This window comes from Thiomicrospira sp. WB1 (genome assembly GCF_001507535.1).
GTDB lineage: Bacteria > Pseudomonadota > Gammaproteobacteria > Thiomicrospirales > Thiomicrospiraceae > Hydrogenovibrio.
This window is the reverse complement of sequence record NZ_LQBN01000002.1, coordinates 435,022-448,689: the sequence shown is the minus strand read 5'-3', so window position 1 is coordinate 448,689 and position 13,668 is coordinate 435,022. Positions and strand designations below refer to the sequence as shown.

General features: G+C 54.5%; 14 protein-coding genes. 11 read left to right on the top strand and 3 right to left on the bottom strand.

Features of this window, described 5'->3' with window-relative positions:
• Positions 1-18: 18 nt before the first annotated feature.
• From kdsA to AVO41_RS06500, 3 genes are all read left to right on the top strand, one after another.
• On the top strand, positions 19-855 hold the full coding sequence (kdsA, locus tag AVO41_RS06510; protein WP_068584827.1) for a 3-deoxy-8-phosphooctulonate synthase: 837 nt from the start codon (positions 19-21) through the stop codon (positions 853-855).
• Positions 856-965: 110 nt separating this feature from the next.
• Positions 966-2,246 carry a phosphopyruvate hydratase gene (gene eno / locus AVO41_RS06505; protein ID WP_068584442.1) on the top strand — a complete coding sequence of 427 codons (1,281 nt, stop codon included), beginning with the start codon at positions 966-968 and terminating at the stop codon, positions 2,244-2,246.
• Between the two features lie 9 nt (positions 2,247-2,255).
• Entirely contained in the window at positions 2,256-2,591 is a 336-nt protein-coding gene (locus AVO41_RS06500; RefSeq protein WP_068584438.1) for a septum formation initiator family protein, read from the top strand.
• On the opposite strand, the gene AVO41_RS06495 is transcribed toward AVO41_RS06500, so the two are convergent.
• Complete coding sequence (locus AVO41_RS06495) at positions 2,588-3,157, bottom strand: Smr/MutS family protein (protein ID WP_068584435.1); 570 nt, start codon at positions 3,155-3,157, stop codon at positions 2,588-2,590. The genes AVO41_RS06500 and AVO41_RS06495 overlap by 4 nt on opposite strands.
• A 110-nt stretch (positions 3,158-3,267) precedes the next feature.
• Here AVO41_RS06495 and surE point away from each other — a divergent pair, with 110 nt between their 5' ends.
• From surE to AVO41_RS06475, 4 genes are all read left to right on the top strand, one after another.
• On the top strand, positions 3,268-4,032 hold the full coding sequence (gene surE / locus AVO41_RS06490) for a 5'/3'-nucleotidase SurE (RefSeq protein WP_068584432.1): 765 nt from the start codon (positions 3,268-3,270) through the stop codon (positions 4,030-4,032).
• Positions 4,029-4,730, top strand: coding sequence for a protein-L-isoaspartate(D-aspartate) O-methyltransferase (locus AVO41_RS06485; RefSeq protein ID WP_068584430.1), 702 nt, complete (start codon positions 4,029-4,031; stop codon positions 4,728-4,730). Before surE ends, AVO41_RS06485 begins: the two co-directional genes overlap by 4 nt.
• A 47-nt stretch (positions 4,731-4,777) precedes the next feature.
• Positions 4,778-5,359, top strand: a complete 582-nt coding sequence (locus tag AVO41_RS06480) for a YqaA family protein (protein WP_068584428.1) — start codon at positions 4,778-4,780, stop codon at positions 5,357-5,359.
• A gap of 162 nt (positions 5,360-5,521) precedes the next feature.
• Positions 5,522-7,159, top strand: a complete 1,638-nt coding sequence (locus tag AVO41_RS06475) for an alpha/beta-hydrolase family protein (protein ID WP_068584425.1) — start codon at positions 5,522-5,524, stop codon at positions 7,157-7,159.
• A gap of 40 nt (positions 7,160-7,199) precedes the next feature.
• Here AVO41_RS06475 and AVO41_RS06470 read toward each other — a convergent pair whose 3' ends face one another.
• Both AVO41_RS06470 and AVO41_RS06465 read right to left on the bottom strand, forming a co-directional pair.
• Positions 7,200-7,709: a type 1 glutamine amidotransferase domain-containing protein gene (locus AVO41_RS06470; RefSeq protein WP_068584422.1), complete on the bottom strand. Its 510-nt coding sequence runs from the start codon at positions 7,707-7,709 to the stop codon at positions 7,200-7,202.
• A gap of 194 nt (positions 7,710-7,903) precedes the next feature.
• Positions 7,904-8,287 carry an Mth938-like domain-containing protein gene (locus AVO41_RS06465; RefSeq protein WP_068584420.1) on the bottom strand — a complete coding sequence of 128 codons (384 nt, stop codon included), beginning with the start codon at positions 8,285-8,287 and terminating at the stop codon, positions 7,904-7,906.
• A 190-nt stretch (positions 8,288-8,477) separates the two neighbouring features.
• On the opposite strand from AVO41_RS06465, the gene alaC reads away from it, so the two are divergent.
• The 4 genes from alaC to thrC are packed head-to-tail and all read left to right on the top strand — an operon-like array spanning position 8,478 to position 13,663.
• Positions 8,478-9,665 (top strand): alanine transaminase, encoded by a 1,188-nt coding sequence (gene alaC, locus AVO41_RS06460; protein ID WP_068584417.1) that lies wholly within the window; start codon positions 8,478-8,480, stop codon positions 9,663-9,665.
• A gap of 41 nt (positions 9,666-9,706) precedes the next feature.
• Positions 9,707-11,026 carry a homoserine dehydrogenase gene (locus AVO41_RS06455; RefSeq protein WP_068584826.1) on the top strand — a complete coding sequence of 440 codons (1,320 nt, stop codon included), beginning with the start codon at positions 9,707-9,709 and terminating at the stop codon, positions 11,024-11,026.
• Positions 11,019-12,143 carry a hypothetical protein gene (locus AVO41_RS06450; protein WP_068584414.1) on the top strand — a complete coding sequence of 375 codons (1,125 nt, stop codon included), beginning with the start codon at positions 11,019-11,021 and terminating at the stop codon, positions 12,141-12,143. Before AVO41_RS06455 ends, AVO41_RS06450 begins: the two co-directional genes overlap by 8 nt.
• Before the next feature lie 29 nt (positions 12,144-12,172).
• Complete coding sequence (gene thrC / locus AVO41_RS06445) at positions 12,173-13,663, top strand: threonine synthase (protein WP_068584412.1); 1,491 nt, start codon at positions 12,173-12,175, stop codon at positions 13,661-13,663.
• Positions 13,664-13,668 lie beyond the last annotated feature (5 nt).

Genomic DNA, 13,668 nt, shown 5'->3' with positions numbered 1-13,668 from the left:
GATTTGTTTCAACAGAGCATGAACCTTTGTGGTCATGAAGTGGGATTAAACCGGCCGCTGTTTCTGATCGCCGGGCCCTGTGTGATCGAATCCGAAACTCAGATCATGCAGACAGCCGAACGTCTAAAGAAGCTGACCGATGAACTGGGCATGCCGTTTATTTTCAAGGCCTCCTACGACAAGGCGAACCGCTCCTCCACGCAAAGTTACCGTGGTCCGGGCATTGAAGAAGGCTTGCGTATCCTGCAGCGGGTCAAAGACGAACTCGGTGTGCCGGTTCTGACCGATGTGCATGAAGACACGCCCCTATCGGAAGTCGCCAGTGTGGTGGATGTCATGCAGACGCCGGCTTTTCTGGTGCGTCAGACTAACTTCATTCAAAACGTCTGTCGGCAGGGCTTGCCGGTCAACATCAAAAAAGGGCAGTTTCAGGCGCCCTGGGACATGCAACAGGTGGTGAACAAAGCTCGAGAAGTGGGCAATGATCAGGTCATGGTCTGTGATCGCGGCACCTCTTTTGGCTACAACACTCTGATTTCCGACATGCGTGGTTTGGCGATGATGCGCAAAACCGAAGTGCCGGTGGTATTTGACGCCACCCACTCGGTGCAGCAACCGGGCGGTCAGGGCACGACATCGGGCGGTCAACGTTCCATGGTGCCAGTGCTGGCGCGCGCGGCGGTCGCCGCCGGGGTCTCGGGACTGTTTATGGAGACGCACCCGGACCCGGAAAACGCTTTGTCGGATGGCCCCAACATGTGGCCACTGGATCAACTGGCGCCACTGTTGACCACACTTAAGCAGCTGGATGATACGGTCAAGGAACAGGGGTTTATTGAAAACCCCATGCTTTAAAAAGAGGTGCCTTTTTGACCAGGCCTGGTCAAAAAGCAAGCCCTTGTCATCTGGCTGACAACTCAGTGCACTATACTGATTCGAATTTAAATAAAAACAGGAACGAAAACATGCCTTTAATCAAAGACATCAAAGCAAGACAAGTCATCGATTCTCGCGGCAACCCCACTGTGGAAGCGGATGTGATTCTGGAAGATGGCAGCAGAGGGCGCGGCATTTCCCCCTCCGGCGCCTCAACCGGGTCGCGTGAAGCGATTGAATTGCGCGACGGTGATGCCAGTCGTTTTGGCGGAAAAGGCGTGCTGAAAGCCGTCAGTAACGTCAATAAAGAAATTCGTGATGCGCTGATCGGCAAAGAAGCCACGGATCAGAAAGCCATCGACCAGGTCATGATTGATCTGGACGGCACCGAAAACAAGGCTCGCCTGGGCGCCAATGCGATTTTGGCTGTGTCGATTGCGACCGCGCAGGCCGCGGCGGTGTCTAAAGGTCAGCCATTGTATGCGTACCTGAAAACGGACACTTATCAAATGCCTGTGCCGATGATGAACATCATCAACGGCGGCGAACACGCAGATAACTCGGTGGATTTTCAGGAATTTATGATTATGCCGGTGGGTGCGCCTTCCATGTCCGAAGCCATTCGTTACGGCGCTGAAGTGTTTCATGCACTGAAGAAGGTTTTGTCACAGAAAGGATATAACACCGCCGTTGGGGATGAAGGTGGGTTCGCGCCTGACCTGAAATCCAATGAAGAAGCTTTGCAGGTAATTCTGGAGGCGATTGAAGCGGCCGGATATCAGCCCGGTAAGGACATTATGATTGCAATGGACGCCGCCTCCTCGGAACTGTACAAGGACGGCAATTATCACCTGGCGTCTGAGAATAAAACCCTGTCTTCGACCGAGATGGCCGATCTTCTGTCTGACTGGGTGGATCGTTATCCGATTATTTCGATTGAAGACGGTCTGGACGAGTCTGATTGGGATGGGTTTAAGTATCAGACGGAAAAAGACGGTCACCGTCTGCAAATCGTGGGTGATGATCTGTTCGTGACCAACCCAAAAATACTGAAAGAGGGCATCGATAAAGGCATCGCCAACTCGATTCTGATTAAAATCAACCAGATCGGTACGCTGACCGAAACCTTTGAAGCGATTGCCATGGCCAAGCAGGCCGGCTACACCGCTGTGATTTCGCATCGCTCCGGTGAGACCGAAGACACGGTCATTGCTGACATTGCCGTTGCTACGGGGTCTGGTCAGATCAAAACCGGCTCCATGTCCCGTACCGACCGCATCGCCAAGTACAACCAGTTGCTGCGCATCGAAGAAGAGTTGGGCAGTGAAGCCGTCTATCCGGGTATGAACGCCTTTTACAACCTGAAATAGGCGATTGCCATGAAGTGGCTGCTGGGCATTCTGGGGCTGGCGTTGATTGTGATCTGGATGCGTTTGCTGTCTTCGGACGGTGGTCTGGTTCAGGTCATGACGCTCAACCAGGAACTCTCCAGCATGCAGGCCCAGTTGGATGAATTATCGGCTGAGAACACCCTGCTTAAACGCGAAATCATCGATCTGCAGACCAATACACAGGCCATTGAGACGATCGCCCGCCACAAGCTGGGAATGATCGGTCAGGACGAGGTCTTTGTGAAGGTGATCGAGCTGCCGGCAGGAGACCAGAATGATGCTAAGCCGGGTGAAGGCGCCAGTGGCACGGTGTCAGAGCGTTAATCCAGACGCAAGCGCACGTAAACACTGCCAAGACCGCCGTCTTTGGGCTGAGCACTGCAAAAAGCCAGCACAGGCGGGCAGGTCGGCAGCAACTGATTGACCAGGTTTTTCAGCTTGGGCAGGTTGTCTTCGGCGTTATAACCTTTGCCGTGGATGATCAGTAATTGTTTTTCGCGGTGAGCGAGGGCGTCCTGCAGACATTGCAAAATGGCCTGTTCAGCCTGCGCCACCGTCATTCCGTGTAGGTCAAGCGTTGTTTCCACCGGAAAGCGCCCCTGTTTGAGTTTTTTCCAGGTCTTGGGGTCGCAAGGCGCACGCTTGAAAGCCAGCGACGCATGCTGGCTCACAGGCTGGGTTGACGCCAGTCCCGACTGGTCGAAATCGAATTCGGACGCGTCATTTTGCACGGGTTGGCGCAAGCGCTGAAAAGCGCGGCGTTTGGCCGCCTGTGCCTGACGGGTTCGGGTTGACTCCTGCGATAAACGCGGTGTTTTGGCTTGCAGTGGCGTGACATCCGACATGGCTTGTCGAAACAGGTCCTGATCTTCCGGGGTCGTTTTGCTCATCAGAGGGTGCGTTAATGCGAATGGGCTTGCGCAAATGATAACAGATTGCCTCGGGTTGCAAACCGTCTCTCAGGGCGGTTTTTACCTGTGTTTAATGGAATGGACTCACCATGAACGTGCTTTTATCCAATGACGACGGTTTTCAGGCGCCGGGCATTCGCGCTCTATGGGAGGTGCTTGAGGGCTTAAGCTGGTGCGAAAATCGAGTACTGGTCGCACCGGAACGCAATCGCAGTGCCGCGAGCAACGCTTTGACGCTGATGGCTCCGTTACGCATGAATCGTGAAGCGCCCAATGTATACAGTGTGGACGGCACCCCGACTGATTGCGTGCATCTGGCGGTGAATGGCGCCTTGACCCCCCAGCCGGACATGGTCATTTCCGGGATCAATGCCGGGGCGAACATGGGCGATGACGTGCTTTATTCCGGTACGGTGGCGGCGGCGACAGAAGGCCGGTTTCTGGGCAAACCATCGATTGCGGTATCTTTGTGCGGGGATGAATATTTTGAAACGGCGGCGCGAGTAATGCAGTCCTTGCTGGATGAGTTGCCGTCGTTGTTACTCGATCCCGACACCATTCTTAATATCAATGTCCCGGATCGCCCTTATGACGCCATCAAAGGGGTGCGAATCACTCGCTTGGGCAAACGTCACGCCTCGGAAAAAGTGGTGGCCACCACCGACCCTCGGGGCAAGCCCATCTACTGGGTGGGGCCGGCCGGTGAGGCGCAGGATGCGTCCGAAGGCACGGATTTTCATGCGGTGGAATCCGGTTACGTTTCCATCACGCCTCTGAAAATTGACCTCACGCATTACACCATGCAATCTCAGTTGAACGACTGGCTGGCCAAAAGTGGTAAGCAAGGGCTATGAAGCTGACGTATCCCAACGACCAGTTTGAGCGTCTGCAGGGCGTGGGCATGACCTCGCAGCGAACGCGAGACCGGTTGATTGACCGTCTGGAGCAAACCCTCTCATTGCATCCCAGTGTTGCCTATGCCATGCGGGTAACCCCGCGCCATTTGTTTATGGACGAAGCCATGGCCTCCCGCGCCTATGAAGACAGCGCCTTGCCAATTGGTCATGCCCAGACCATCTCTCAGCCGCAGGTGGTCGCCATTATGCTGGATTTTATCTTGCGCGAGCGCACAGAGCCCTTGCACGGGGTGATGGAAATCGGCACCGGTTCGGGTTATCAGGCCGCGTTGCTTGGCTTGCTGGCCGAACAGGTCTGGACTCTGGAGCGAATCAAGCCGCTCTACCTTCGGGCCAAACAGGCGATTGCTCAGCTCGACCTCGACAATGTTCACGTCAAATTGGCGGATGGGTTTGAGGGGCTGCCCGATCAGGCCCCGTTTGATGCCATCCTCTCTGCGGCTGCGCCTGAAACTCTGCCCGAACGCTTGCTGGATCAGGTCGCGATCAATGGGCGTTTGGTGGCGCCGGTAGGGGGTGAAACCCAAACCCTGCAGGGCTGGACCCGCACACCCTCCGGCTGGGTTGAAACCGATCTGGGTGCGGTGCGATTTGTGCCCATGCTCACCGGGGTTGATTCGACTTCGCATGATTAAATTTACCAGCCATTATGTTGTCTAACATACGCTGAAAAAGGACGGTTTTGAAACTTTTTACCCCTTTGTACGACCAGGTGCTTCGCTGGTCAAAACACCCCAAAGCACCGCATTATCTCTGTGGTTTGAGCTTTGCCGAATCCTCGTTTTTCCCGATCCCGCCAGATGTGATGCTGATGCCCATGAGTCTGGCCAGACCGGAAAAGGCATTTTATTACGCCTGGCTCACCACCGTGTTTTCGGTGCTCGGGGGCCTGCTGGGTTATGTCATTGGCTACACACTGCTGGACGTGGTCTGGCCCTGGCTGGAAGCCACCGGCCATGACGCCACCTTCGATAAGGCTGCCAGCTTTTTTGACCAGTATGGCCTCTGGGTCGTACTGATGGCGGGCTTCAGCCCGATTCCCTACAAAGTCTTTACCATCGCCGCCGGCGCCGCACACATGGCCTTGCTGCCATTCATCATAGCCTCATTGATTGGACGCGGTGCACGCTTTTTTCTGGTCGCAGGACTGATGAAGTGGGGCGGTGAACGCTTTGAATCTCGCCTTCGAGCCAGTGTTGACCTTCTCGGTTGGTTGCTGGTTGCTCTCATAGCCGTTTATATTGCTTATCGTCTGACCGCTTAAACGACTACAATCCTCTCTTGTCGATTCACCAGGCCTGGTTAAAAACAGGTTTTATTCATTGTTACAATGAGTTAAAACGGTTTTTCAAACTTAATTAGAGTTTTAAACGTTCGTTGAAAGTAAGAAATGGCTTGCAGTGTCTGTCACTTGCTTTGATCAGAGGTGAAAAATATTCGAATCGGACGACACTTTTCTACCATTGGGCTGATCGTCGGCACGGCGTTTTTTGCATTGTCTCTGACTCCGAGTCTGGTGCCGCGTGGCGAGACGGTTCAGGGTGTGATTTCCGGTGTTTCCATGGCCTCTGGCTATGCGGTTGGGGTGCTGGCTTGGTGGATATGGCATTATTTTGAACTGCCGTTTCCATCCGGTCGGTGGCAGCGCTGGATCAAGCGGGTGGTCGCGACGCTTTGTGGCCTACTGGCGATCAGCTTTCTGATACAAGCCAGTGATTGGCAAAATTCGGTGCGCGTCCTGATGGGCATGGCACCGGTTGAGGGCGTACGAGCCCTCTGGGTGGGTCTGATTGCCTCATTGGTGTTTCTGACGGCCTTGTTGTTTGGAAAAGGGTTTCTTGCGCTCTGGCGATTTTTTTCACGCCATTTGCGTCGGGTGGTCCCGCACCGGGTATCGGTGGTCACCGGACTCTTACTGTCGTTTTCGCTGTTCTGGGCGTTGGTGGACGGGGTGTTGTTTGCCACGGTTCTGGAAAAGGTGGATTATTCCTATCAACAGCTTGATGCACTGATGGAGGTCAAGCAACCCAGACCAGAGGGCGCTTTGCAGGCAGGCAGTCCTGATTCATTGATCCCATGGCAGACGCTCGGGCGCCAGGGGCGTCGTTATCTGGCGAATGTGCCCACGGCGGATGAGATCGCAGCCTTCACCGATGAGACCACACAAGCTCCCTTGCGTGTGTATGCGGGGCTTAACTCTGCTGAAACGCCCGAAAAACGGGCCGATCTGGCATTAGCCGAGCTTGAGCGGGTCGGTGGGTTCGAGCGTTCGACGCTGGTGTTGATTGTGCCCACTGGCACCGGCTGGATCGATCCGTCAGGTGTCGAGACGATGGAGTATTTGCATCAGGGCGATGTGGCCAGTGTGGCCGCTCAATACAGCTACCTGCCTAGCCCAATCTCCGTGATGGCCGATGGTGAGTATGCGGTGGAAAATACCCGTGCGTTGTTTCAGGCGGTTTACGGCCGTTGGCGCGAGCTGCCGGAAACAGAGCGCCCCGCGTTTTACCTGTTTGGGTTGAGTCTGGGCGCGATGAATCTGGACGCCTCATTTGACTTTTTTGACATCATTGATGCGCCCTTTGACGGCGCGTTATGGGTCGGGCCGCCGTTTCGAATGGACACCTGGCGCGAGGCGACTCAGCGACGTCGCCCAGATTCGCCGCAGTGGTTGCCGCGTTTTCGCGACGATTCAGTGATTCGGTTTGCCAATCAGTCGGGTGGGCTGAACCAGGGGCCAGCGCCCTGGGGGGACTTTCGAATTGCGTTTTTGCAGTATGCCAGTGACCCGATTACCTTTTTTTCACCGGATTCGTTTTATCAGCAACCCGACTGGCTGGAGTCACCACGCGGCCCCGATGTGTCATCGGAATTGCGCTGGTTTCCCATTGTCACCATGCTGCAACTGGCGGCCGACATGGCGGTGGGAAAAGCGCCACCGGGTTACGGTCATGAGTATGCCGCCGAGCATTATTTTGATGCCTGGTTGGCCCTGAGCGAACCCAAAGATTGGGAGGACGCAGAGTTGAACCGTTTGCGGGCACACTTTGAGGAAATGCCTTAGAGGCTGGGTGGCTGGCCAATAACGAGGCCAGCCGAATGCGTTAACCTTGCTTGAGCACGCTCAGGATGGTTCGGAACATTTGTGGCAGCGCCGATGGGTCCGTGGCAGTGATCAGGTTGTCATCCACCGTGACCGGGTCGCCGGTATAGGTGGCACCCGCATTGACCAAGTCGTCTTGGATCGATGGAAAAGCGGTCATTTTTCGATTCTGACAGACCCCCGCTGAGGCGAGCACCCAAGGCCCGTGACAAATCGCAGCCACCGGTTTTTTTCGCTCGTTTATTTCTTTGACGAACGCGGTGATCTGCGGATTGGTTCGAAGCTTGTCGGGTGCATAGCCGCCGGGAACAAAGACCAGCTCATAGTCATCACTTTGGATGCTTTTAATGCTTTTGTCAGCTTTAAACGTCCCGCCTTTTTTGCCGCGGACTTCTTTTTGAGTTTGTGAGATCACATCCACGTCGTATCCGGCTTCCTGAAAACGGTAGTAGGGGTACAGAAATTCAATGTCTTCAACGGTCTCTTCCACCAATAAAGCAATTTTTTGCATACCACTCCTTTGTCATTCCGTTTCGGTTCAAGGTTGGCAGCTAAACGTTTGTGTGTCAAGGCCGTCTGTCCGGCAAAAGATCATGATGAACCCAGTGAGGCGCGCATGACGACAAGCATGCAAATGGTTTCAGCATCCGCGCCCGTGTGTTGATTGATAAAGGCGACGGGGCGTTTGGTCATGCATACGCAAGCTCAATCGGCGTCTTCTGATATGATCAGTGCCAGGACCACCTCCCGGTCTTCTGTGGTCAGTACGTTGTAGGTGCGGCATGCGGCCAGGTTGGTCATCACTTCCACGCCAATGCCCTGGGCGGCACAGTGTGCGAGTAGAGCCGGGTCGGGAAAACGCTGGGTTTCGCCAGTTCCCAGTAGAATCACTTCGGGGGAAAAGGCCAGCAGGTCGTCAAGATGGCTGGCATTCAGCGAGGTGATGTCGGGGCAATCCCAATCTTCTTTAATCTCGTGCTGGCTGATTGCACAGCTATGATTCAGGGTGAAATCATTGATTTTGACCAGGCCTGGTTGATATTGCTTGACGGTGTAGACTTGGCTGTCTCGGTGTTCGGTGAATTTCATGGGTGCCCCTGTGTGACTTGTGTCGGATTAGTTTATCAAAAAATGCGTTCAGCCTTGATGGGGCGCAGTTTTCATTGACGAATTTTTTCGTTTCTGTATCATTTACAGTTTATTTTCATGCGCAATCTCCGCTTTGGGTACCTCATCCAATCAAGCGGTTCATTCATTGACTTAGGCAAAGGTTTCAGGCGTGACGGACGAGTTTCAACGGATTCATCGATTACCTCCTTATGTGTTCAATATTGTCGGTGAGCTGAAAGCCGCCGCCCGCCGCCGTGGTGAAGACATTATTGACTTCGGCATGGGCAATCCCGACCAGGATACCCCGTCACACATTGTTGAAAAACTGGTCGAAGTGGTGCAGCGCGAAGGCACGCATCGCTACAGTGTGTCGCAAGGGATCCCGCGCTTGCGCAAAGCCATCTGCGACTGGTATCAGCGCCGTTATGACGTGGACATGGACCCGGACACCGAGGCCGTGGTCACCATCGGTTCCAAAGAAGGCCTGGCGCATTTGGCGCTGGCAACGGTCGACAAAGGTGACACGGTATTGGTGCCGAATCCCGCTTACCCGATTCACCCTTATGGGTTTGTGATCGCCGGGGCCGATATCCGCCATGTGCGTCTGACCCCGGATGTGGATTTCTTTGAAGAACTAAAAAAAGCGATCAAGGAATCCTGGCCCACACCCAAAATGCTGGTGCTGAATTTCCCCGGCAACCCGACCACGCAGACCGTGGATCTGGAGTTTTTTGAAAAAGTCATTGCCATCGCCAAAGAGCACGACATCTGGGTGATTCATGATCTGGCATACGCCGACATTGTGTTTGACGGTTATAAAGCGCCGTCGATTATGGAAGTGCCGGGCGCCAAAGACATTGCGGTGGAATTTTTTACGCTGTCAAAAAGCTACAACATGCCAGGCTGGCGGGTCGGCTTTATGGTGGGTAACCCGGAATTGGTGCATGCCCTCAAGCGCATGAAATCTTATCTGGATTATGGGACCTTTACCCCGATTCAGGTCGCTGCAATTGCTGCGCTGGAAGGCCCACAGGATTGTGTGCAGGAAATCTGTGACATGTATAAATCCCGCCGCGATGTGCTGTGCCAGGGCTTGAATGCTCTGGGCTGGGAAGTCGAGCCCCCCAAGGCGACCATGTTTGTGTGGGCGCCGATTCCCCAAGCCTACAAGGAAATGGGCTCGCTGGAATTTTCCAAAAAACTGTTGAGCGAAGCCAAGGTGGCGGTTTCACCCGGCATCGGCTTTGGCGATTATGGTGATGAGTTTGTCCGGTTTGGCCTGATCGAAAACGAGCACCGGACTCGTCAGGCTATCCGTGGGATACGCGACATGTTCCGCAAAGACGGATTGTTGTAATCAATTAGAAAATCGAATCGGTTAAAAAAATTGGAGTGAGTGTGGAAACAATCAAAGTCGGACTACTCGGGTTGGGAACAGTCGGTGGCGCCACCTTGACGATCCTGCGAGACACCCTGGCAGAGATCGAACGACGTCTGGGCGGGCGCACTACGGTTGAGGTCACGCACGCAGCCGTGCGGGATCTCGAGCGTGCTCGTGGTTTGGATACCGAATCGCTGAGTTTGACCGATGACCCCATGTCGGTGGCCACTCACCCAGAGATTGATGTGATCGTGGAACTGATGGGCGGCACCACTCTGGCAAAAAAATGTCTGGAAGCGGCGATTGGAGAGGGCAAGCATATTGTGACCGCCAACAAAGCCTTGATTGCCGAACACGGCAATGAATTGCTGGCGCTGGCGGAGAAACATCAGGTGATCGTGGCCTATGAAGCGGCCGTGGCCGGTGGTATCCCTATCATCAAAGCCCTGCGTGAAGGCCTGGCTGGCAATCGAATTGAATGGGTGGCGGGCATCATCAACGGCACCGGTAACTACATTCTCACTGAGATGAAAGAGCCGGAAGCTGATTTTTACCAGGTGCTGAGAACCGCTCAGGAGTTGGGGTACGCCGAAGCCGATCCAACGTTTGACGTCGAGGGCATTGATGCGGCCCACAAACTGACCATTATGGCTGCCATTGCGTTCGGCATCGAACTGCAGTTTGACAAGGTTTATACCGAAGGCATCAGCGAGGTCACGGCCGAAGACATCCAGTTTGCGCAAAAACTCGGTTATGAAATCAAACACCTGGGCATCGCCAGCCGCACAGACGACGGTTTTTCATTGCGGGTTCATCCGACACTGGTTCAGGAATCGGTGCTGTTGTCACAGATTAATGGGGTGATGAACGCGGTGATGGTCAAGGGCAACCATGTCGGACCGACTCTTTATTATGGCCCCGGTGCCGGTGGCGGTCCCACAGCCAGTGCCGTTGTGGCCGATTTGATTGATGTGATCCGCTGGCGTCATCAACCCGCTCAGGATCGTGTTCCGGCACTTGGCTTTGCGGCCAACAGCCTCAGCAGCCAGTCGGTGTCACCGATCGAAGACATTGAAACCGCCTATTATTTGCGATTCTTTGCGCATGATAATTCCGGTGTGTTGGCGAAGGTGTCTACCATTTTGGCCAAGTACGACATCAATATTGAATTGTTGCACCAGGAGCCATCCGCGGTGAACCCCAATGATGCGACCCTGGTGATGTTGACCAACGAAGTGCCGGAGCGCTCTTTGAATCAGGCGGTCGAAGCCTTACAGGCGCTTGAGGAAATCGATGGCAAAATCATGCGCATTCGGGTAGGCGCGCTGGATGCCTGAACACAACGAGGCGTCGTCGCAAACGCCTCCCCCTGAGCGTCTGGCACTGACCTGGTGGTGGCCCGAGGCAGGTGATTGGTTTCAGGTACTGCAGCAAAGCGAACCCGCCACGAGCTGGGAGGGCGCCAAACAGCTTAATGCGCTGTGGCCATTTGGACGACGCCTGATCTCGCGCGGCGACCGCTACCCTGACCAAAAACACGGGCAAGCGGCGCAGGCCAGTTACCTGTTTCATCAACCCCAAACCTTGCCCGAAGCGCCGGTGCTTGCACATTTGCTGCCACAGGACGCTGAAGGGGTGGCCAACATGCCGTTTTGGGTGGTGGTGTCACCGGTGCAGATGATTCCCGACCGGGACACTTTGCGCCTTTTCCCTCCCGAGACGCTGGCGCTGGACGAGGCCGAAGGGCGCGCGTTGCTGGCATCGTTTAACGCGCATTTTGAATCAGACGGGGTGCAACTGCATTACCTGGCACCGGACATCTGGTTGCTGGGGATGCCTCAGGCCATTGACCTGCAGACCACTCATCTGATTGATGCCGCGGGTCAGTCCGTGGATCAGCGCTTGCCCACCGGCGCGGCGGCCACCTATTGGCACAGTCTGATCAATGAAGCGCAAATGCTGTTTCATCAGCACCCGGTGAATCAGCGCCGACAGGAAGCGGGGCGCCCTCAAGCGAATGGTGTCTGGTTTTGGGGTGAAGGCGTGGTCGATTCCGAGAAGGTTCAAGCGCGTCCTCAGGCTGCCATCGCCGGCGAATCTCTGTATCTGAAAGGTTTGGCTCAGCTGACGGATGCACAGGCCTGGGCGCCTTGCCAAACTTACCAGGCCTGGTTAAAACAGCATCGTCAGGCGCCTGACTGTCGCCATTCACTGGTTGATGTCGAGGCCACCTTGCCTGCCCTGACGGAGCTTGTGGATCGTGAGCAGGCATTGGCACTGTGGGCCGATTTGGAAAAAGATTGGTTTGCGCCCATTTTTAAGGGGCTGAAATCAGGTGAGCTGGGATCGGTTTTTCTGCACCTTGGCACCTTGGGGCAATATTACCTGACACCCAAAACAGCTCGCCGTTTCTGGCGCTTGCCGCGCTCAATCAAACAGAGAGATCAGCTATAATGATCTCAAATCAGTGACAGGATCATCGCATGACTTTTATTGAAACCCGAGGCAATGACGGACACCGTCCGACACAGATTTCATTTTCCGAGGCCATTTTGAGCCCGATGTCGTCGTTTGGCGGTCTTTATTCGCCGGAGACCTTACCCACGCTGGGATTGCCGTTTTTGCAGGCGCATCTGGATTCCGATTATCAGACCCTGGCAAAAGCCGTGCTGGAAGCGTTCGACGTTGACATTGATCCAGCCGTCATCGATCGGGCGGTGGCACGCTACAATGATTTTGATGACGCCTCCGAGCCGGTGCCCGTGGTGAAGCTTTACAATGATCTGTATATCAGTGAGCTGTTCCACGGCCCCACACGCGCGTTCAAGGACATGGCCCTACAGCCGTTTGGTGAGGTTCTGTCTGCCGTCGCTGAAACCCGAGACGAACATTACCTGATTTTGGCGGCCACCAGCGGTGACACCGGACCCGCAGCCCTGGAAACGTTCAAGAACCGCGACCACGTTCAGGTGGCTTGTTTGTATCCGGACGGCGGCACCTCCGATGTGCAGCGACTGCAGATGGTGACTGAAAACGCCGACAATCTGAAAGTCATTGGGATTCACGGTGATTTTGATGATGCGCAGACCGCGCTGAAAAAATTACTGACATCGGATTCGTTCCGTGAAACGCTCGAAGAGGAAGCCATTCATCTGTCCGCCGCCAACTCGGTGAATTTCGGGCGGATTATCTTCCAGACGATTTATCATCTTTACAGTTACCTGGCTCTGGTTCGACAAAATGCCATTACGCTTGGTGAAAAGGTCTACCTCAATGTGCCCAGTGGTAATTTTGGTAACGCACTGGGCGGGTATTATGCTTACAAGATGGGGCTGCCGGTGGAACAGATTCACATTGCCTCCAATCAAAACAACGTCTTGACGCGGTTTATTGAGACAGGCTGTTATGATTTGCGTGACCGTGATGTGATTCCGACCATATCCCCCGCGATGGATATTTTGAAGTCGTCCAACATCGAACGGATTTTGTTTGATTTGTTTGGCCCGGAGCGTACGCGTGCGTTGATGCAGCAGCTCGACAGCGAGCAATATTATCAATTGAGTGATTCGGAACTGGCTGAGATTCAAGCGATTTTTGCAGCCGATTATTGTACCGACGCCGAAGGTAAGCAGTACATTCAACAGGCGTATGAGCAAGAAGGGTATCTGATGTGCCCACATACGGCGACCTGTTTGAAGCCTTACGAGACGCAGCGCAAAGATCCTTCCTTGATGACCATTGCCTATTCCACTGCGGAATGGACCAAGTTTTCAACCATCATCGCCGAGGCATTGAGCGGCCAGTCCTACGAGCATGATGTGGAAGCACTGAAAGCCGTGGCCAGGTTGAGCGGTTCCAGGATCTCGCCACAAATCGATCGCTTGTTTGAGTTGCCGATTGCGCAGACAACCCTGATTGACAAGGATGACATTGAACCGACCATCTTGTCGTTTCTGAAAAAAGACGACGCCTGAGCACC

Coding starts and splice junctions, on each gene's coding strand:
- kdsA (WP_068584827.1), top strand. CDS start 19: ATGAACCTTTGTGGTCATGAAGTGGGATTAAACCGGCCGCTGTTTCTG.
- eno (WP_068584442.1), top strand. CDS start 966: ATGCCTTTAATCAAAGACATCAAAGCAAGACAAGTCATCGATTCTCGC.
- AVO41_RS06500 (WP_068584438.1), top strand. CDS start 2,256: ATGAAGTGGCTGCTGGGCATTCTGGGGCTGGCGTTGATTGTGATCTGG.
- AVO41_RS06495 (WP_068584435.1), bottom strand. CDS start 3,157: ATGAGCAAAACGACCCCGGAAGATCAGGACCTGTTTCGACAAGCCATG.
- surE (WP_068584432.1), top strand. CDS start 3,268: ATGAACGTGCTTTTATCCAATGACGACGGTTTTCAGGCGCCGGGCATT.
- AVO41_RS06485 (WP_068584430.1), top strand. CDS start 4,029: ATGAAGCTGACGTATCCCAACGACCAGTTTGAGCGTCTGCAGGGCGTG.
- AVO41_RS06470 (WP_068584422.1), bottom strand. CDS start 7,709: ATGCAAAAAATTGCTTTATTGGTGGAAGAGACCGTTGAAGACATTGAA.
- AVO41_RS06465 (WP_068584420.1), bottom strand. CDS start 8,287: ATGAAATTCACCGAACACCGAGACAGCCAAGTCTACACCGTCAAGCAA.
- AVO41_RS06450 (WP_068584414.1), top strand. CDS start 11,019: ATGCCTGAACACAACGAGGCGTCGTCGCAAACGCCTCCCCCTGAGCGT.
- thrC (WP_068584412.1), top strand. CDS start 12,173: ATGACTTTTATTGAAACCCGAGGCAATGACGGACACCGTCCGACACAG.